Origin of the sequence: Streptomyces sp. NPDC088261, from assembly GCF_044740805.1 — a bacterium.
Taxonomy (GTDB): Bacteria; Actinomycetota; Actinomycetes; order Streptomycetales; family Streptomycetaceae; genus Streptomyces.
Genome location: NZ_JBIURL010000023.1, coordinates 14,015 through 30,776 on the forward strand (window position 1 = coordinate 14,015; position 16,762 = coordinate 30,776).

The 16,762-nt window shown below is 71.1% G+C and carries 17 protein-coding genes; 5 read left to right on the forward strand and 12 right to left on the reverse strand.

Annotated features, from left to right (window positions below; all coding sequences use genetic code 11):
- Positions 1-92: 92 nt before the first annotated feature.
- Entirely contained in the window at positions 93-818 is a 726-nt protein-coding gene (locus ACIODU_RS30640; RefSeq protein WP_401771781.1) for a phosphatase PAP2 family protein, read from the forward strand.
- A 47-nt stretch (positions 819-865) separates the two neighbouring features.
- On the opposite strand, the gene ACIODU_RS30645 is transcribed toward ACIODU_RS30640, so the two are convergent.
- The 4 genes from ACIODU_RS30645 to ACIODU_RS30660 form a co-directional block, all read right to left on the reverse strand.
- Positions 866-1,546 carry a sortase domain-bontaining protein gene (locus ACIODU_RS30645; RefSeq protein ID WP_401771784.1) on the reverse strand — a complete coding sequence of 227 codons (681 nt, stop codon included), beginning with the start codon at positions 1,544-1,546 and terminating at the stop codon, positions 866-868.
- A gap of 47 nt (positions 1,547-1,593) precedes the next feature.
- Positions 1,594-2,634, reverse strand: coding sequence for a hypothetical protein (locus tag ACIODU_RS30650; protein WP_401771786.1), 1,041 nt, complete (start codon positions 2,632-2,634; stop codon positions 1,594-1,596).
- A 142-nt stretch (positions 2,635-2,776) separates the two neighbouring features.
- Positions 2,777-4,399 (reverse strand): FAD-binding protein, encoded by a 1,623-nt coding sequence (locus ACIODU_RS30655; protein ID WP_401771788.1) that lies wholly within the window; start codon positions 4,397-4,399, stop codon positions 2,777-2,779.
- Between the two features lie 216 nt (positions 4,400-4,615).
- Complete coding sequence (locus ACIODU_RS30660) at positions 4,616-4,786, reverse strand: hypothetical protein (RefSeq protein WP_401771790.1); 171 nt, start codon at positions 4,784-4,786, stop codon at positions 4,616-4,618.
- Between the two features lie 100 nt (positions 4,787-4,886).
- Here ACIODU_RS30660 and ACIODU_RS30665 point away from each other — a divergent pair, with 100 nt between their 5' ends.
- On the forward strand, positions 4,887-5,711 hold the full coding sequence (locus tag ACIODU_RS30665; protein ID WP_356429369.1) for a hypothetical protein: 825 nt from the start codon (positions 4,887-4,889) through the stop codon (positions 5,709-5,711).
- Between the two features lie 136 nt (positions 5,712-5,847).
- Complete coding sequence (locus ACIODU_RS30670; protein ID WP_161309206.1) at positions 5,848-6,051, forward strand: hypothetical protein; 204 nt, start codon at positions 5,848-5,850, stop codon at positions 6,049-6,051.
- A gap of 35 nt (positions 6,052-6,086) precedes the next feature.
- Here the strand turns inward: ACIODU_RS30670 and ACIODU_RS30675 are convergent, their stop codons facing one another.
- Positions 6,087-6,467 (reverse strand): metal-sensitive transcriptional regulator, encoded by a 381-nt coding sequence (locus ACIODU_RS30675; protein ID WP_327235854.1) that lies wholly within the window; start codon positions 6,465-6,467, stop codon positions 6,087-6,089.
- 248 nt (positions 6,468-6,715) lie between these two features.
- Here ACIODU_RS30675 and ACIODU_RS30680 point away from each other — a divergent pair, with 248 nt between their 5' ends.
- Positions 6,716-7,336, forward strand: coding sequence for a DUF47 family protein (locus tag ACIODU_RS30680; RefSeq protein WP_327235855.1), 621 nt, complete (start codon positions 6,716-6,718; stop codon positions 7,334-7,336).
- Between the two features lie 5 nt (positions 7,337-7,341).
- The gene (locus ACIODU_RS30685) at positions 7,342-8,340 is read left to right on the forward strand and encodes an inorganic phosphate transporter (protein WP_161309203.1); all 999 of its coding nucleotides are present in this window, start codon (positions 7,342-7,344) and stop codon (positions 8,338-8,340) included.
- Between the two features lie 148 nt (positions 8,341-8,488).
- Here the strand turns inward: ACIODU_RS30685 and pstB are convergent, their stop codons facing one another.
- From pstB to ACIODU_RS30720, 7 genes are all read right to left on the reverse strand, one after another.
- Entirely contained in the window at positions 8,489-9,265 is a 777-nt protein-coding gene (pstB, locus tag ACIODU_RS30690; RefSeq protein WP_356429364.1) for a phosphate ABC transporter ATP-binding protein PstB, read from the reverse strand.
- A gap of 58 nt (positions 9,266-9,323) precedes the next feature.
- Positions 9,324-10,403, reverse strand: a complete 1,080-nt coding sequence (gene pstA, locus ACIODU_RS30695) for a phosphate ABC transporter permease PstA (RefSeq protein WP_356429361.1) — start codon at positions 10,401-10,403, stop codon at positions 9,324-9,326.
- Positions 10,400-11,395 (reverse strand): phosphate ABC transporter permease subunit PstC, encoded by a 996-nt coding sequence (gene pstC / locus ACIODU_RS30700; protein WP_356429360.1) that lies wholly within the window; start codon positions 11,393-11,395, stop codon positions 10,400-10,402. The genes pstA and pstC overlap by 4 nt, the downstream gene beginning before the upstream one ends.
- Before the next feature lie 132 nt (positions 11,396-11,527).
- Positions 11,528-12,661: a phosphate ABC transporter substrate-binding protein PstS gene (gene pstS, locus ACIODU_RS30705; RefSeq protein ID WP_401771796.1), complete on the reverse strand. Its 1,134-nt coding sequence runs from the start codon at positions 12,659-12,661 to the stop codon at positions 11,528-11,530.
- Between the two features lie 267 nt (positions 12,662-12,928).
- Complete coding sequence (locus ACIODU_RS30710) at positions 12,929-13,372, reverse strand: NUDIX hydrolase (RefSeq protein ID WP_356429355.1); 444 nt, start codon at positions 13,370-13,372, stop codon at positions 12,929-12,931.
- Positions 13,369-14,394 (reverse strand): CHAD domain-containing protein, encoded by a 1,026-nt coding sequence (locus ACIODU_RS30715; RefSeq protein WP_356429415.1) that lies wholly within the window; start codon positions 14,392-14,394, stop codon positions 13,369-13,371. The genes ACIODU_RS30710 and ACIODU_RS30715 overlap by 4 nt, the downstream gene beginning before the upstream one ends.
- Positions 14,395-14,419: 25 nt before the next feature.
- Positions 14,420-16,645 carry an RNA degradosome polyphosphate kinase gene (locus tag ACIODU_RS30720; protein ID WP_401771798.1) on the reverse strand — a complete coding sequence of 742 codons (2,226 nt, stop codon included), beginning with the start codon at positions 16,643-16,645 and terminating at the stop codon, positions 14,420-14,422.
- Positions 16,646-16,762 lie beyond the last annotated feature (117 nt).

Below are 16,762 nucleotides of genomic sequence, written 5' to 3' on the forward strand. Positions count from 1 at the left end.
TTCCTTACTGACCACGAGGGTTGGTGGAGGCGGCGCGCGGTCCGGCGCGCCGCGGCAGGTGTCATGGCGAACAAGGCAAGGGGCCGCAGCAGATGGCTGGACTCGTACTGGATGGGTCGAACCCAGACGTCAGCCTGCTCTACGACATCAACGGGCTGGCCAAGGACGCTCCGTCGTGGTTCGACGGCGTCATGGAGTTCGTCGGTGAGTACGGGATCATGCTCGCGCTCGTCCTGGTGGTCCTGGCCTGCTGGTGGAGCGTCCGCGGGCGCGGGTCCGCCGAGGACTCCGTGACGGCGGTCGCCGGGCTCGTCTGGGCGCCGCTCGCCGCCGGGTTCGCCGTCCTCGTCAACATCCCGATCCGCGGGTTCGTCGAACGGCCGCGCCCGTTCCTCGACCACAAGGGCCTGGACGTCCTGGTCGACGGCAAGACCGACTTCTCCTTCGTCAGCGACCACGCCACGATGGCGATGGCCATCGCCGCCGCCGTCTTCGTCGCCCACCGCGGGTTCGGCTTCGCCGCCCTCGGGCTGGCCCTGCTCGAAGGCTTCTGCCGCGTCTACATGGGCGTCCACTACCCGACCGACGTCATCGGCGGCTTCGCGCTCGGTACGGCCGTCGCGCTGCTGCTCACCCCGCTCGCCCTCGCCCTGCTGACCCCGCTCGTGTCGGCGGTCTCCCGCTCCCGGCACGCCGGGTGGGTGGTACGGGCCAGGGCCGCGCGCGAGGCCGACCTGATCGCGGGCGCCGCCGTCGGCGGGACCCGGCCGCTCGGGATGCCCGAGCCGCGGCCCGACGACAACAACCTGGCGGCCTGAGCCCGTACCGACCGGCGGTCCGAACCGGGTCATCCGGGTCATCCGGTTCATCCGGGTCGGCGGCCCGTCTCCGCCACCGCGCTGCCGGGTCGGCGGCCCGTCTCCGCCACCGCGCTCACCACCACGTTCGAGTCCCAGTGCCCGTCCGCGTCGATGACGCCCCCGCAGGTGATCAGCCGCAGCTCGGGGCCCGGCACCGGGCCGTACACCCGGGCGGTGGGGAACTTCGCCGTCCGGTACGTGTCCACCGCCGTCACCCGGAACCGCACCCGCCGCCCGTCCCCCAGCTCCGCCTCCACCCGGTCCCCCGCCCGCAGCCGCCCCAGCTTGGCGAAGACGGCGTTACGGATGTTGTCGCGCCCGTTCCTGACCGGGACGGTCCCGGGGTTCGCCGGGGCGTCCCGGTGGCCCACCAGCACGGCCGGGCCGCGTTCGCCGGGGCGCGGGCCCAGGGCGTACCAGCCGACCTTCATCGCGTGCCGGAAGCTCGGCGCGTCCAGCGTCCTGGTCTCGTCGAGCGAGAGCGGCATGACCGCCGCGCTGACCCGCAGGGCCGGGATGCGCAGCCGTACGGGAGCGGAGTGCGGGTCGGCGACGTGGACCGCGCGCGGTTCCGCGGCCGCCGGTGAGGGGCGGCGCGCGGGCGCCGGCCGCTCGGGGAGGACCGCCAGTACGACGGTCGCCACCGCACCCAGGGCCGCCAGCCCGAAGAGCACCTTGACCGTCACGTCCACCGCCCGCCCCGGCGCGGCGGCCCGGCCGGTCCCGGTTCCGGTCAGTGCCGGCCGTCCCTCGACCGGCGCCGGGCGCGCATCAGCAGGGCCGCGCAGGCGACGCCCGCCACCAGGGTCGTGGCGGCGGCGAGGGCCAGCGAGACGGCTCTCGACGGGCCCTGCGCCGCCGCGGAGTCCACCGCGACCGGGTGGTCCGCGCCGCCGCGTGCCCCGCCCGACGGGGTGACCTGGAGGACGCCGACGGAGGCGGAGGCGGAGGCGGAGGCGGAGGCGGTACGGGTGGTCACCGGGGCGGACGTGACCACGGCCGGCGTGGTCGTGGCGGGCCGGGCCGGGGTCGCGGTACGGGAGCGGGTGGCCGGGGGCGGAGCGGTCGTTCTCCGGGGGGCGGGCGGGGTGGTGACGGCCGGTTTCCTCGTCGCCGTCTTCGTCGCCGTCTTCGTCGGCTTGGGCTTGGGCTTCACCGTCGGTGTCGCCGTCACGTCCTTCGGCTTCATGAGCGGCGGCCTCGTACCGGTCGGCGTCGCGATCCGCGCCGGAGCCGGCACCCTCGCCGTCGCGCTCGCGATCACGCCGGCGGAGGTCCCCGGGGAGGAGGACCGGCTGGGCTTCGCGGACCGCGTGGGGGACGTCTTCGGCTCCGACAGCGGCCTGCCGTTGCCCGCGATGAGGCTGAAGCCCGGCACGTTCTGACCCCTCGGCCGGTTCGGCAGGTCGTTCTTGAAGTAGTACAGCGGGTGCGTGTCGAGGACGGTCTGCCGCTCGTCGCTGCCCGGTGCGTCCTTCTTGGTCGTGGACGTCCGCGCGGTCACGTTCTTGGCCTTCTTCGGGGAGCCGAGCGCCGCCGGCCAGGACTTCGCACACGCGCCCGTGCACCCCGAGACGTTGGGCTTGTCCGCCGCGCGAACGTACAGCGGATTGCCCTTCTTGTCCGCGACCACGTCGCCGACCGCCGTCTTGATGAGCGTGAGCGTCCCCGGCTCCGTCGGCTTGTCCACGGCCGCGGCGGCGCTCGCTCCGAGCGCGAGGAGGAGAGCGGCGGCCGTGGCGAGCGCGGCCGAGCGGGGTCCGTATCGATCCATGGATACAGGCGAACCCCCGGACGCCCGCTCGGCCACCTCGGTGGTCCGTACGGGCTAGGGGGTGTCCCGGGGCGTGTCCTAGGAGGTGCCCCTGACGGAACGTACGGCCGCCGTCCCAGGACGGCGGCCCGACCGCTCCCCGCTACAGCGCCTGCGGGAAGTCGAACAGCCGTTCCGGGTCATACGTCCCCTTCAGGCGCGCAAGCTTGTCCGCCGCCTGGCCGTAGTAGGCCTTCCGCCAGTCCGTCAGCGTCGGGTCGATGTAGTTCTGGTACGCCGCGCCCGACGCGTACCGCCGCATCGACGCATGGGTGTTTTTCAGCCACGCCCGCTGGGCCGTGCCGGCGGTCCCCGGCTGCCACGCGCCGATGTACTGAGCCAGCACCCGCGAGCGCCGGTGCACGAACGCCGTCGAGAGCGGGCTCACCCGGTTGACCGCCCCGCCGAGCGCGGTCAGCGCTATGGAACCGCCGCCTCCGCCCTGGGCGGCCGAGATCGTGGTGAACCGTTCCGTGGCGGAGACCAGGGCCCGCAGCCCGGCCGGCGAGAGCGCGCGGTCGTAGAAGTCGGAGGCGGCCGCGTACGTCTCCCGCTGGAGCGCGCCGTTCTTGTCGCGCCCGGGCGTGGTGCCCGGCAGGTGGCACTGCTCCTCGGTAAAGCCCGAGCAACCCGCGTACACGAGCATCGCCTCCTCGTACCCCCGGCGCCGGGTCGAGAACGAGCGGGCGGGGCCGGGGCCGCCCGGGCCGTCGGCCAGCCGGTCGAGGGCGTTCTTGAGGTCCGACTCGGTGCCCAGGGAGAACGCGGACAGGGAGATAGTCGGGGTGCCGCCGCCGGGGCCCGCGGCGACGTGGAGGGACGACCAGATCTCGTCGGGCTGGTCGGGGCCCCACTTCTGCCAGGCGTCCAGCACGGTCTCGGCCTTCGACCATGGCCAGCTCACGAACGCGACGACGGTCGCCGGCGCCGGATGCGTACGGAAGCGCAGCTCGGTGACCACCCCGAAGTTGCCGTTCCCGGCGCCGCGCAGCGCCCAGAACAGGTCCTTGTTCTGCTCGGCGTCGGCGGTGAGGCGCTTGCCGTCCGCCGTGATGAGCGTGGCGGACATGAGGCTGTCGCAGGTCAGTCCGTACGCGCGGGCCGCGACGCCGTGTCCGCCGCCGAGGGTCAGACCGGAGACGCCGACGGTCGGGCAGGACCCGGCGGGGATCGTACGGCCCCGGGCGGCGAGGGTCCGGTAGACGTCCGCCAGCCGGGCACCGGCGCCGATCACGCCGTCCGAGGCGGCGTGGCCGAGCGAGTCGAGCTTCGAGATGTCGATGACCAGCCGGCCGTTGCCGCTGGACCAGCCCGCGTACGAGTGGCCGCCGCCGCGGATGGAGACGGGTGTGTGATGGGTACGGGCGAAGGCGAGGCACTCCTTGATGTCGTCCTCGCCCGCCACATAGGCGACGGCCGCGGGCTTCAGGCTGTCGTAGCGGGTGTTGTAGAGCTGGCGCGCGGTCGCGTAGGACGCGTCGCCGGGCCGTACGAGATCGCCGTCAAGCCCTTTCGCGAGGGCGCCCCAGCTGGGGGCGCCTGCCGTGGTGCCCGTCGTGGTGCCCGTCGTGGGCTTCCCGGCGGGGGTCGAACCGGGCGCGCCGGACGACGCGTTCCTCCGGGGGCCTCCGGCGCCCGCCGGTGACGTGTCACCGCCGGAACAGGCGGCCGTGACACCGGCGGTGGCCAGGGCGGCCGCGGCCGTGAGCAGTGTGCGCCGTTCCATCTGACGTCCTCCTGAGGGTGACCCCGGGATCGCGTGGAAGGCGTCCCGCTGAACGGGACGGTTGTAGAGGCCACCGGGTTCCGCGACTCGGGTCCGTTTTCCCCCGGGAGGGCCGGTCAATCAGGAGGCCGGTCAATCGGAAGAGGTCAGGCGAGGTCGGGAGAGGTCAGACGAGGCCAGGGGAGATCAGGAGAGGTCAGGTGCGGCCGGGTGAGGTCAATCCGCCGTCTTGTGGGACTCCGCGTCCGTCCTGGCCCGGTCGCGCGAGCGCCGGGCCGGGCCCGACCAGCCGCAGGTGCAGCGGGCCAGGCAGAACGAGCCGCGTTCCACGGTCGAGGTGGTGTGGGGGGAGGTGAGGGGAGGGCCGGAAGTGTTGTGCTCGCTCACTCCTCCACCGTACTGGCGTGACGGGCAACGAAGAACGTCGTTAGGCGGGTGGGGGCGGGCTTCGGACAAGCGGCGGTAAGGCGTTGGGGGTTGGCGGGCGATGGTGGCGCAGCAGCAGGGACGCAGGGGAGCGGCGTTCGCGGCCGTGACCGTGGCGGGTGTCGTGGCCGCGACCGGGTGTTCCGGCGAGGTGGGGGCCACGGCCGACGACCGGCCGGCCGGCGGGCCCCGGGTGGTGCGGGAGGCCGCCGACGTCCTGCTCGCGTCGGGGAGTTCCAGGGCCCGTACGTCCATGGAGATGGCGGCCGGCGGGACCCGGGTGACCATCAGGGGCGAGGGCGGCTACAACTACGCGGAGCGGATCGGGCGGCTCAGGGTCGTCCTGCCGAAGGACCCGGCGGGCGCGAGCGAGCACCGTCCCATCACCGAACTGGTCGCCCCCGCCGCCCTCTACATGAAGAACCGGGGCGCGGGCGTGCCCGCCGACAAGTGGGTCAGGGTCGACGCGACGACGCTGGAGGACGGGAATCTGGTCACCGGCGGGGCGACGGATCCGCTGACCGCCGCCGAACTGCTGCGCGCGGCCCGGAATGTGACCTTTGTCGGGTCGCAGGATCTGGCCGGGACTCGTGTGTGGCACTACCGGGGGGTGACCGACATCGGCGAGGCCGCGAAGGTGGCGTCGCCGTACGCGCGCGGCGCGCTGACCGCCGCGGCGAAAGGGTTCGCCAAGGACGTCGTCCCCTTCGACGCGTATCTGGACGACGAGGGCCGGTTGCGCAAGGTCAGGCACCGGTTCAGCTATCTCAACCAGGGCCGCACGGTCGACGTCGCCTCGACCACGCTGCTGTACGCCTTCGGCTCCGAGGTGTCCGTGCGGCTGCCCCCGGCCGCCGACATCTTCGCGGGAAAGATCGGGACATAGTCCCGGAGGATCAAGACACGTCGGGGGAAGACCAGGGCGGAAATGGTCCGGACGTGCCATGCGCGCGGCGGGTTCCGGTCCTTACCCTGGGGGCAGACGACCTGGAAGTCGGCGCCCGCGGAAGAGGTGACAGCACGTGGCTTCGTTGCGTACGACGACCGTCCAGGACCACGTGGCCCTCGCCGAGATCGAGTTGTGCGGAGAGCTGATGATCGCCGCGTCCGCCGCCGACGGGGAGCGCCTCAGCTCCGACCGTATCGACGAAGTACTGAACGTGGCCCGCGCCCGCCCGGGGGTGCCCCGGCAGCCCGAAGGCCGCTCGGGGTGCCGCCGCGACTGAGACGCGGGCCGAGGTGCCGGCCGGTGCCGGCCGTGTCAGGTACGGAGCAAGCGGGCGATCGCCTTCGTCGCCTCCGCCACCTTCGCGTCGACCTCGTCCCCGCCCTTGACCGCCGCGTCCGCCACGCAGTGCCGCAGGTGCTCCTCCAGCAGCTGGAGCGCGAAGGACTGGAGGGCCTTGGTGGAGGCCGAGACCTGGGTCAGTATGTCGATGCAGTAGACGTCCTCGTCCACGAGGCGCTGGAGGCCGCGGATCTGGCCCTCGATCCTGCGCAGCCGCTTGAGGTGCTCGGCCTTCTGGTGGTGGTACCCGTGGATCCCCCGGTCGTGGTCGGTGACGGGCGTACCGGCCGGGGTGGAGGTGGGCTCGGAGGGCGCTTCGCTCGTCGCGGCGCCGGCCGCCTCGGTGGTCGTCATCGCGTCCTCCCGTAGGGATGTCCGGAGGGTCGTCCGGTGGGTTGTCCGATGTGAGATCGGTGTGATGTCCGATACGGGGTTATATACCCCACGTGGGTATATGGTACCCCTCCGTGAGCCTTGGGGCAGGGCCCTGTGCCGAGCGTCATGCCCGATGGGCGACACTGGGACGGATTGCCGGTTAGCCGTGGCCGGATGTTGCGCCTAGCATCACCCTGACCGAATTCCATGTAACCCGAGGATCCCAGGTGCGCTTTCGTCTGACCCCCAGGGAGACGAGCTTCTACGACATGTTCGCCGCGTCCGCGGACAACATCGTCACGGGCTCCAAGCTCCTGATGGAACTCCTCGGGGCGGATTCCTCCGCCAGAGCCGAGATCGCGGAGCGCATGAGGGCGGCGGAGCACGCGGGAGACGACGCCACCCACGCGATCTTCCACCAGCTGAACTCCTCCTTCATCACGCCCTTCGACCGCGAGGACATCTACAACCTCGCGTCCCAGCTCGACGACATCATGGACTTCATGGAGGAGGCGGTCGACCTCGTCGTCCTCTACAACATCGAGGAACTGCCCAAGGGTGTCGAGCAGCAGATCGAGGTCCTCAACCGGGCCGCCGAGCTGACCGCCGAGGCGATGCCGCATCTGCGCACGATGAACAACCTCACCGAGTACTGGATCGAGGTCAACCGCCTGGAGAACCAGGCCGACCAGATTCACCGCAAACTGCTGGCCCACCTCTTCAACGGCAAGTACGACGCGATGGAGGTGCTCAAGCTCAAGCAGATCGTCGACGTGCTTGAAGAGGCCGCCGACGCGTTCGAGCACGTCGCGAACACCGTGGAGACCATCACGGTCAAGGAGTCCTGACCCACGTGGACACGTTCGCCCTGATCATGACCATCGGTGTCGCGCTCGGATTCACGTACACGAACGGTTTTCACGACTCCGCGAACGCCATCGCGACCTCGGTGTCCACCCGCGCGCTGACGCCCCGCGCCGCCCTCGCCATGGCCGCCGTGATGAACCTCGCCGGCGCGTTCCTCGGGCAGGGCATCGCCAAGACCGTCAGCGAGGGCCTGATCGCCACGCCGCACGGCGACCGGGGGATGGGCATCCTCTTCGCCGCGCTGGTCGGGGCGATCGTGTGGAACCTGGTCACCTGGTACTTCGGCCTGCCGTCGTCCTCGTCCCACGCGCTGTTCGGCGGCCTGGTGGGCGCCGCGCTCGCCGGCGGTACGGAGGTGATCTGGTCCGGGGTGCTGGAGAAGATCGTCATCCCGATGTTCGTGTCGCCCGTCGTCGGTCTGGTGGTCGGCTATCTGGTGATGGTCGCGATCATGTGGATGTTCCGCAAGTCCAACCCGCACAAGGCCAAACGCGGTTTCCGGATAGCCCAGACCGTCTCTGCCGCCGCGATGGCGCTCGGGCACGGGCTCCAGGACGCGCAGAAGACGATGGGCATCGTGGTGATGGCGCTGGTCATCGCCGATGTGGAGGGCCCCGGGGATCCGATCCCGGTGTGGGTCAAGATTGTCTGCGCGCTGATGCTGTCCCTCGGTACGTACGCGGGTGGCTGGCGCATCATGCGAACGCTGGGCCGCAAGATCATCGAGCTGGACCCGCCGCAGGGATTCGCGGCGGAGACGACCGGCGCGTCGATCATGTTCGGCTCGGCGTTTCTGTTTCACGCCCCGATCTCCACGACGCACGTGATCACCTCGGCGATCATGGGCGTCGGCGCGACGAAGCGGGTCAACGCGGTGCGGTGGGGTGTCGCGAAGAACATCATCCTGGGGTGGTTCATCACGATGCCGGCGGCGGGGCTGGTGGCCGCGGTGAGCTTCTGGATCGTGAACCTGGCGTTCGGCTGACGCCGTTGAAGACTTGTCCTCAATCGCCGGACGGGCTTGAGGACGCGGACCGGCTTGAGACGGTCTCGCGACGTGAAAGGGCCCGCCCCCCGGAGGGGGCGGGCCCTTCGTCTTGCGGTGGCACCGCCATGCAGCACCGCAGGACGCCTTATCCGAAGCGGCCCGAGATGTAGTCCTCGGTGGCCTGCACGGACGGGTTGGAGAAGATCCGCTCGGTCTCGTCGATCTCGATGAGCTTGCCGGGCTGACCCACGGCCGCGAGGTTGAAGAACGCCGTACGGTCCGAGACGCGCGCCGCCTGCTGCATGTTGTGCGTGACTATCACGATCGTGAAGCGCTCCTTCAGCTCCCCGATCAGGTCCTCGATCGCGAGCGTCGAGATCGGGTCGAGGGCCGAGCACGGCTCGTCCATCAGCAGGACCTCCGGCTCGACCGCGATCGCGCGGGCGATGCACAGACGCTGCTGCTGGCCGCCGGAGAGGCCGGAACCGGGCTTGTTCAGGCGGTCCTTGACCTCGTTCCAGAGGTTCGCGCCCTTGAGGGACTTCTCGACGACGTCCGACAGCTCCTTCTTGCCGTACCTGCTGTTGAGCCGCAGGCCGGCCGCGACGTTGTCGAAGATCGACATCGTCGGGAAGGGGTTGGGGCGCTGGAAGACCATGCCGACCGTACGGCGCACGGCGACCGGGTCGACGTTGGACGCGTACAGGTTCTCGTCGTCCAGCAGCACCTTGCCCTCGACGCGGCCGCCGGGGGTGACCTCGTGCATGCGGTTCAGGGTGCGCAGGAAGGTGGACTTGCCGCAGCCGGACGGGCCGATGAAGGCCGTCACGGAGCGGGGCTCGACGGTCATGGAGATGTCGTCGATCGCCCGGTGGGAGCCGTAGTAGGCGGAGAGTCCGCTGACGTCGATTCGCTTGGCCATGTGGATCACTGCTTCTTTCCGAGCCGAGGCCCCGCGCGGCGGAGCCGGATGGCGGGCCTCATCGGCCGGTCTTCGGTGCCTTCCAGCGGGCGATCCCGCGAGCCACCAGGTTGAGGATCATGACAAAGGCGATCAGCACCAGCGCCGCCGCCCAGGCACGGTCGTACGACGCGTCGCTGCCGACCTTGTACTGCTCGTAGATGTAGAAGGGCAGCGACGACTGAGCACCCTCGAACGGGTTCGAGTTGATCAGCTGGTTGCCGAAGACGAGCAGGATGATCGGGGCGGTCTCACCGGCGATACGGGCGATGGCCAGCATCACACCGGTGGTGATCCCGCCGATGGCGGTCGGCAGCACGATCTTGAGGATCACGCGCCACTTCGGTACGCCGAGCGCCAGCGCGGCCTCGCGCAGCTCGTTCGGGACGAGCTTGAGCATCTCCTCCGTGGAACGGACCACGACGGGGAGCATCAGGATCGTCAGGGCGAGCGAGCCCAGGTAGCCCGCGGGCTGGAGGCCGGCTATGAGCATGATCGACAGGATGAACAGACCGGCGACGATGGACGGGATGCCCGTCATGACGTCCACGAAGAACGTCACCGCCTTGGCCAGCGCGCCCTTGCCGTACTCCACCAGGTAGACGGCGGTCAGCAGGCCGAGCGGTACGGCGATGACCGTGGCGATCCCGACCTGCTCCAGCGTGCCGATGATGGCGTGGTAGACACCGCCACCCTTCTCGAAGCTGGGGACCCCGGCCATGGAGTGGGTCAGGAAGTACCCGTCGAGCACCTTCACACCGCGGCTGACCGTGATCCAGAGCAGCGAGAACAGCGGGATGATGGCGAGGACGAAGCACACCCACACCACGCTGGTGGCGAGGCGGTCCTTGGCCTGGCGCTTGTTCTCGACCGACGTGGTGACGGTGTACGAGATGACCAGGAAGGCCACGACGGCGATCAGGCCCCACTGGACCTTGCTGTCGAGGCCGGCGGCGGCGCCGATGCCGGCGCCGATGAGGATCGCGGCGGCGGCGAAGCCGGCGGGGGCCCAGCGGGGGAGCGAGCGGCCGGTCAGGCTGCCCTTGCCCTTCTGCGGCGGCACGGGGGCCGGCTTTTCCTGTACGGCTGCGTGGCTCATGCGTTGGCCCCCGAGTACTCCTTGCGGCGGGCGATGATGAGCCGGGCCGCGCCGTTGACCAGCAGGGTGAGGATGAACAGCACCAGGCCCGAGGCGATCAGGGCGTCCCGCCCCAGCTCGTTGGCCTCGTCGAACTTGGCGACGATGTTCTGGGCGAAGGTGCCACCGCCCGGGTCGAGCACGTGCAGCGAGATGAGGTAGCTCGGGGAGAGGACCGTGGCGACGGCGATGGTCTCACCGAGCGCGCGGCCGAGTCCCAGCATCGACGCGGAGATCACACCGGAGCGTCCGAACGGCAGGACCGACAGCCGGATGACCTCCCAGCGGGTGGCGCCCAGGGCGAGGGCGGCCTCCTCGTTCATCTTCGGGACCTGGAGGAAGACCTCCCGGCTGACGCTGGTCACGATCGGCAGGATCATGATCGCCAGCAGGATGCCGACGGTGAGCATGTTCCTGGCGACACCGGGCTGCGTCTGGTCGAAGACGTAGGTCCAGGCGAAGTAGTGGTCGAGCCAGAGGTTCAGCCCGTCGAGGTACGGCACGAGGAAGAGGGCGCCCCAGATGCCGTAGACGATCGAGGGGACCGCGGCGAGCAGGTCCACCACGTACGCGAGGGGCGCGGCCAGCCTGCGCGGCGCGTAGTGCGAGATGAAGAGCGCGATGCCGACGGCGATCGGGACGGCGATGACCATCGCGATGATCGAGCTGACGATCGTACCGACGAGCAGGACGGCGATGCCGAAGACCGGCGGGTTCGCCGAGGGGTTCCAGTCGAAGGTGGTGAGGAAGTTGCCCTCGTCCTTCGAAATGGCGATGACCGCGCGGTACGTGAGGAATCCCGCGATCGCCGCCATGACGACGAGCAGCAGAATGCCCGAGCCCTTCGAGAGGCCCGAGAAGATCTTGTCGCCCGCGCGGCCGGTGGAGGTGCCCGAGGGGCCCTTGACCGGCGGGGCGGGCGGGGGAACGTCAATCGGTGTGGTGGAAGCCATGTCTTTCCGGTCTGTGTGGGGGAGACGCGGACGCGGTTCCCCTGGCGGCGGTGCACCGGATGGAGAGGGGTGGGCAGGTGGCCGGCCCGGAGGGGTGCGCCGGGCCGGCCACCGCCACCTGTGGAGCGAGGACTACGAGAGGGAGGCGACCGTCTCGCGGACCTTGGCGTTGATCTCGGCCGGGATCGGCGCGTAGCCGGCGCCCGAGAGCAGCTTCTGGCCCTCGTCGCCCGCCGTGTAGTTCAGGAAGGCCTTGACCGCGGGGAGCGTGGCGGCCTTGTTGCCCTTGTCGCAGGCGATCTCGTACGTGACCAGGACGATCGGGTAGGCACCCTCGGCCTTGGTGGCGTAGTCGAGGTCGAGCGCCAGGTCCTTGCCGGTGCCGGCGATCTTGGCGGCGGCGATGGCCTTCGACGCGTTCTCCGAGGTGGCCTCGACGGGGGCGCTGGCGCCCGTGTCGATCTTCACCGTGGAGATGGACTGCGAGGTGGCGTACGAGAGCTCGAAGTAACCGATCGAGCCGTCGACCTGCTTGACCTGGGTGGCGACACCCGCGGAGCCGGACGCGGCCTGGCCACCGGGGGCCGGCCACTTCTTCTCGGGCTCGTACTTCCAGTCGTCGCTGGCCGTGGCGGCCAGGTACTTACCGAGGTTCTGCGTGGTGCCGGAGTCCTCGGAGCGGTGGAACGGCTGGATCGCCTTGTTCGGGAGCTTGACGCCCGGGTTGAGCGCCTTGATGGCCGCGTCGTCCCAGTTCTTGATCTTCGTGTCGAAGATCTTGGCCAGCGTGGGGGCGTCGAGGACGAGGCTGTCCACACCCTCCAGGTGGAAGCCGATCGCGATCGGTCCGCCGACCATCGGCAGGGCGATGCCCTGGCCGCCGGTGCAGATCTTCTTCGAGTCGGCGACCTCTTCGGGCTTCAGCGGCGAGTCCGAACCGGCGAAGCCGACGGTGCCCTGGTTGAAGGCGACGATGCCCTCACCGGAGGAGGAGGACTTGTAGTTGACCTGGATGTCGGGGCAGGCGGCCATGAAGCCCTTGACCCAGAGGTCCACGGCGTTCTTCTGCGCGCTCGAACCGGACGCGAGCAGCTGGCCCTTGGCGTCGCCGCAGACGGCGTTCGACGCGGCGGTGGTCTTCGCCGTCGGAGTGGCGGTGCCGTCGCTGTTGTCGTCCGATCCGCACGCCGTGAGAACCAGGGCGCCGGAGACGGCGAGGGCACCGAGCGCGGTGGCGCGCAGCCCGTTCTTGCGCAAAAGCTTCACTTCGGGTGATTCCTTCCAAGAGCCGCCGGCCCGATGGTGGTGTGACGGCGGCGTGCGTCGGTGTGGTGGGTGGTGCGGCGCTGGGCCGGTCACCGTGTAAGGCCGAAAGTAGGCAGAACAGGTGAAGCCGCCGACGGGGGAGGGTGAACGGAAGGTGAACCATGGCGGGCGGCCTGGTGCGGCTTGTTTCACAGGGCGTGACGGCGTGCCCCCGTGTCCTCGGGAGACGGCTGGGACAGCCGGGCCGTACGCGCCCCCGCGCGCCCCTCAGATGGACGCGTTCAGCAGCGCGTCCACCAGCAGGCGGTCCCGGGGCTGGGTCAGGCGGCCGCGGGCCGCGGCGGGGGTGAGCCAGAGGACGCGGTCGACCTCGTCGTTCGGCGCGAACGCGCCGCCGGTGGCCTCGGCCGCCCAGTAGTCGACGCGCTTGGGGCGCCCGTTCACCAGGTAGCGGACCGTACCGAGCCGCTCTCCCGGGGCGCAGTGGTGGCCCGTCTCCTCCAGGACCTCGCGCAGGGCCGCCGCCAGGGGCTCCTCGGCGTGCTTGAGCTTGCCCTTGGGGTGGGACCAGTCGTCGTACTTGGGGCGGTGGACCAGGCAGATCTCCGTACCGCCGTCGCCGTACGACGCCCGGCGCCAGAGCACACAGCCCGCCGCGCGGATGAGGTCGTGCGGGTCGTTGTCGCCGCTCGTACCGCTGCCTCCGCTCATACCGCCGCCCCCGCTCCCTGCCACACCTGCTGGAACGCGAAGCGCGACGCCTCGACCTCGTGGCGCTGGTCGGCGTGCAGGACGCCGAGGGCGTACGCCGTCGCGGGGGCGATACGGGGCGTGCGCGCCGCGTTCGCAGCGGCGGCCGCCGCCTCCGCCGCGTCGCGGTGCCGGTCCAGGGTCCGGCCGGCCGCCGCCAGCACTGGGTCGGGGGCGCCGGCCGCGCACCACACCTCCTGGGCGTACCGGTGCAGCCGCAGCAGCTGGCGCACCTGGTGCCAGGGCGCGTCCTGCGCCTCGCCCTCGGACGCCGTCGCCAGCCCGTGCACCAGCGCCTCCGCGTTGTACGGGTGCGCCGCGCGCGCCAGCGGCAGCGCGGACACCGCGTCCAGCAGCTGCCGCTCGGTGACCTCGCCGGGCCCCGCGAGCACCTCGACCGCCGGGGCGGCGGCGAGCGGCGCCAGCGGCGCCTCGGACGCGAGGACGGCCACGGCGTCGGCCACCGCGTGGAAGCGCGACGAGCCGAGCGCCTGGAGCGCCGCCGAGTGGGACCGGGTCCGCGCGAGCGTCAGCTGGCGCTCCAGCAGGGCGCCCGCGCGCGACGCCCCGACGGTCAGCGGCCCGGCCGCGCGGGCCGCCGGACCGGGGTCCGCGGTCCGTACGGCGGGCACGGCGGCCGCGCCCGAGAGCCGGCCCAGCGCGGTGAGGAGCCGGTGCAGCCGCGCGGTGCACGCGTGCTCCTGGGCGAGCGTGCCGGACAGCCAGCCCAGCTCCGTCCGCAGCTGGTCGGCCCAGGCCGGGTCGAGCAGCGGCCGGAACGTGTGCAGGCTGCCGCCGATCCGCCGGGCGGAGCCGCGCAGCGCCGCCGCGGCCTGTTCGGCGGCGGCGGTGTCCGAGCCGCTCTCGCTGTAGAGCCGCAGACTGCGCAGGAAATCACCCGCCCGGGTGTGGAGGTACCCGGCCAGGATCTCGCCCGCCGTCAGCCGGTCCGCGGCCCGGTCCGTGCCCCGTGCGGGGCTCAGGGCCGTGCCGGGCACGGTGTCGACTTCATGGTGCTGCACGCCGGCGCCTCCGGGCGTCTATGAGCATTTCCTGTACGTGCCGCAACGGCTGGCCCTCGGCGTCCGTGGCGTGCCGGGTCCAGTTGCCGTCCGCGCCCAGGTGCCAGGAGGAGGTGGTGTCGGACATTCCGGTCTCCAGCAGCCGGGTGATGGACGCGCGGTGCGCCGGGTCGGTGACCCGTACCAGCGCTTCGATACGGCGGTCGAGGTTGCGGTGCATCATGTCCGCGCTGCCGAGCCAGACCTCGGGCTCGCCCCCGTTGCCGAAGGCGAAGACGCGGGAGTGCTCCAGGAACCGGCCCAGGATCGAGCGGACCCGGATGTTCTCGGAGAGCCCGGGGACGCCGGGGCGGATGGCACAGATGCCCCGCACCCACACGTCGACCGGGACCCCGGCCTGGGACGCCCGGTAGCAGGCGTCGATGATCGCTTCGTCGACCAGCGAGTTGACCTTGATACGGACGTAGGCGGGGCGGCCGGCGCGGTGGTGCGCGGCCTCCTTGTTGATCCGGGTGACCAGCCCGTCGCGCAGGGACTTCGGGGCGACCAGCAGCCGCCGGTAGGTCTCCCTGCGGGAGTAGCCGGACAGCCGGTTGAAGAGGTCGGAGAGGTCCGCCCCGACCTGCGGGTCGGCCGTGAGCAGGCCGAGGTCCTCGTACAGCCGGGCCGTCTTCGGGTGGTAGTTGCCCGTGCCGACGTGGCTGTAGCGGCGCAGGGTCTCGCCCTCCTGGCGTACCACCAGGGAGAGCTTGCAGTGCGTCTTGAGCCCGACCAGGCCGTACACGACGTGGCAGCCGGCCTCTTCCAGCTTGCGCGCCCACTTGATGTTGGCCTGCTCGTCGAAGCGGGCCTTGATCTCGACCAGGACGAGGACCTGCTTGCCCGACTCGGCGGCGTCGATCAGGGCGTCGACTATCGGGGAGTCGCCGGAGGTCCGGTAGAGCGTCTGCTTGATGGCGAGGACGTCGGGGTCGGCCGCCGCCTGCTCCAGGAACGCCTGGACGGACGTCGAGAACGAGTCGTACGGGTGGTGCAGCAGGACGTCGCGCTCGCGCAGGGCGGCGAAGATGTCCGGCGCGGACGCGGACTCCACCTCGGCGAGGTCGCGGTGCGTGCCCGCGATGAACTTGGGGAACTTCAGCTCGGGCCGGTCCAGCGCCGAGATCCCGAAGAGCGCGGTCAGGTCCAGCGGCCCGGGCAGCGGGTAGACCTCGGAGTCCTGCACCTTCAGCTCACGGACGAGCAGGTCCATGACGTACGGGTCGATGGACTCCTCGACCTCCAGGCGCACCGGCGGCCCGAAGCGGCGCCGCATCAGCTCCTTCTCCAGCGCCTTGAGGAGGTTCTCGGCGTCGTCCTCCTCGACCTCCAGGTCCTCGTTGCGCGTGACCCGGAACATGTGGTGCGCCAGCACCTCCATCCCGGGGAACAGCTCCTCCAGGTGGGCGGCGATCACGTCCTCCAGCGGCACGTACCGCGAGGGCGAGGCCTCCAGGAAGCGGGCCAGCAGCGGCGGCACCTTGACGCGGGCGAAGTGGCGGTGGCCGCTGACCGGGTTCCGTACGACCACGGCCAGGTTCAGCGACAGGCCGGAGATGTACGGGAAGGGGTGGGCCGGGTCCACGGCGAGCGGGGTGAGGACCGGGAAGATCTGCTGGCGGAAGAGCGTGAAGAGGCGCGCCTGCTCCTTCTCGGTCAGCTCGGGCCAGCGGATGACGTGGATGCCCTCGTCGGCCAGGGCCGGGGCGATGTCCTGCTGGTAGCAGGCGGCGTGCCGCGCCATCAGCTCGCGGGAGCGGGTCCAGATCAGGTCGAGCACTTCGCGCGGCTGGAGGCCGGACGCGGAGCGGGTGGCGACGCCGGTGGCGATGCGCCGTTTCAGCCCGGCGACCCTGACCATGAAGAACTCGTCCAGGTTCGACGCGAAAATGGCGAGGAAATTAGCCCGTTCGAGGAGCGGGGTCGCCGGATCCTCGGCGAGCTCCAGGACCCGTTCGTTGAAGGCCAGCCAGCTGCGCTCACGGTCGAGGAACCGGCCCTGGGGGAGTTCCGCGCCGCCGTGATCGCTGTCCTCCTCGTACGCGTCGAGATCCGCGTCGAGATCGGGTTCCAGATCGGACACGTTGGCGGCGACGGTGTGGGGCCGGTGGGCGGCTAGGAAGCCGACCGACGGCTGGTGGTGCTGGACCGGGACCTCGGGCTGCTCGCTCATGTCCCCATTCTTCCGCGCGGAAGGGGTGACGGGCGCGTCGGAGAGCGCGGGGGCGAGGCGGAACCTGCCGTTCGGCGTGGGGGGTACAGCGGGCTGCATTGGGAGAGCGTCGCAAGC

Bases quoted from the DNA above. Each gene is read 5' to 3' on its own strand.
- ACIODU_RS30640 (WP_401771781.1), top strand. From the start codon at position 93: ATGGCTGGACTCGTACTGGATGGGTCGAACCCAGACGTCAGCCTGCTC.
- ACIODU_RS30650 (WP_401771786.1), bottom strand. From the start codon at position 2,634: ATGGATCGATACGGACCCCGCTCGGCCGCGCTCGCCACGGCCGCCGCT.
- ACIODU_RS30655 (WP_401771788.1), bottom strand. From the start codon at position 4,399: ATGGAACGGCGCACACTGCTCACGGCCGCGGCCGCCCTGGCCACCGCC.
- ACIODU_RS30665 (WP_356429369.1), top strand. From the start codon at position 4,887: ATGGTGGCGCAGCAGCAGGGACGCAGGGGAGCGGCGTTCGCGGCCGTG.
- ACIODU_RS30675 (WP_327235854.1), bottom strand. From the start codon at position 6,467: ATGACGACCACCGAGGCGGCCGGCGCCGCGACGAGCGAAGCGCCCTCC.
- pstB (WP_356429364.1), bottom strand. From the start codon at position 9,265: ATGGCCAAGCGAATCGACGTCAGCGGACTCTCCGCCTACTACGGCTCC.
- pstA (WP_356429361.1), bottom strand. From the start codon at position 10,403: ATGAGCCACGCAGCCGTACAGGAAAAGCCGGCCCCCGTGCCGCCGCAG.
- pstC (WP_356429360.1), bottom strand. From the start codon at position 11,395: ATGGCTTCCACCACACCGATTGACGTTCCCCCGCCCGCCCCGCCGGTC.
- ACIODU_RS30710 (WP_356429355.1), bottom strand. From the start codon at position 13,372: ATGAGCGGAGGCAGCGGTACGAGCGGCGACAACGACCCGCACGACCTC.
- ACIODU_RS30720 (WP_401771798.1), bottom strand. From the start codon at position 16,645: ATGAGCGAGCAGCCCGAGGTCCCGGTCCAGCACCACCAGCCGTCGGTC.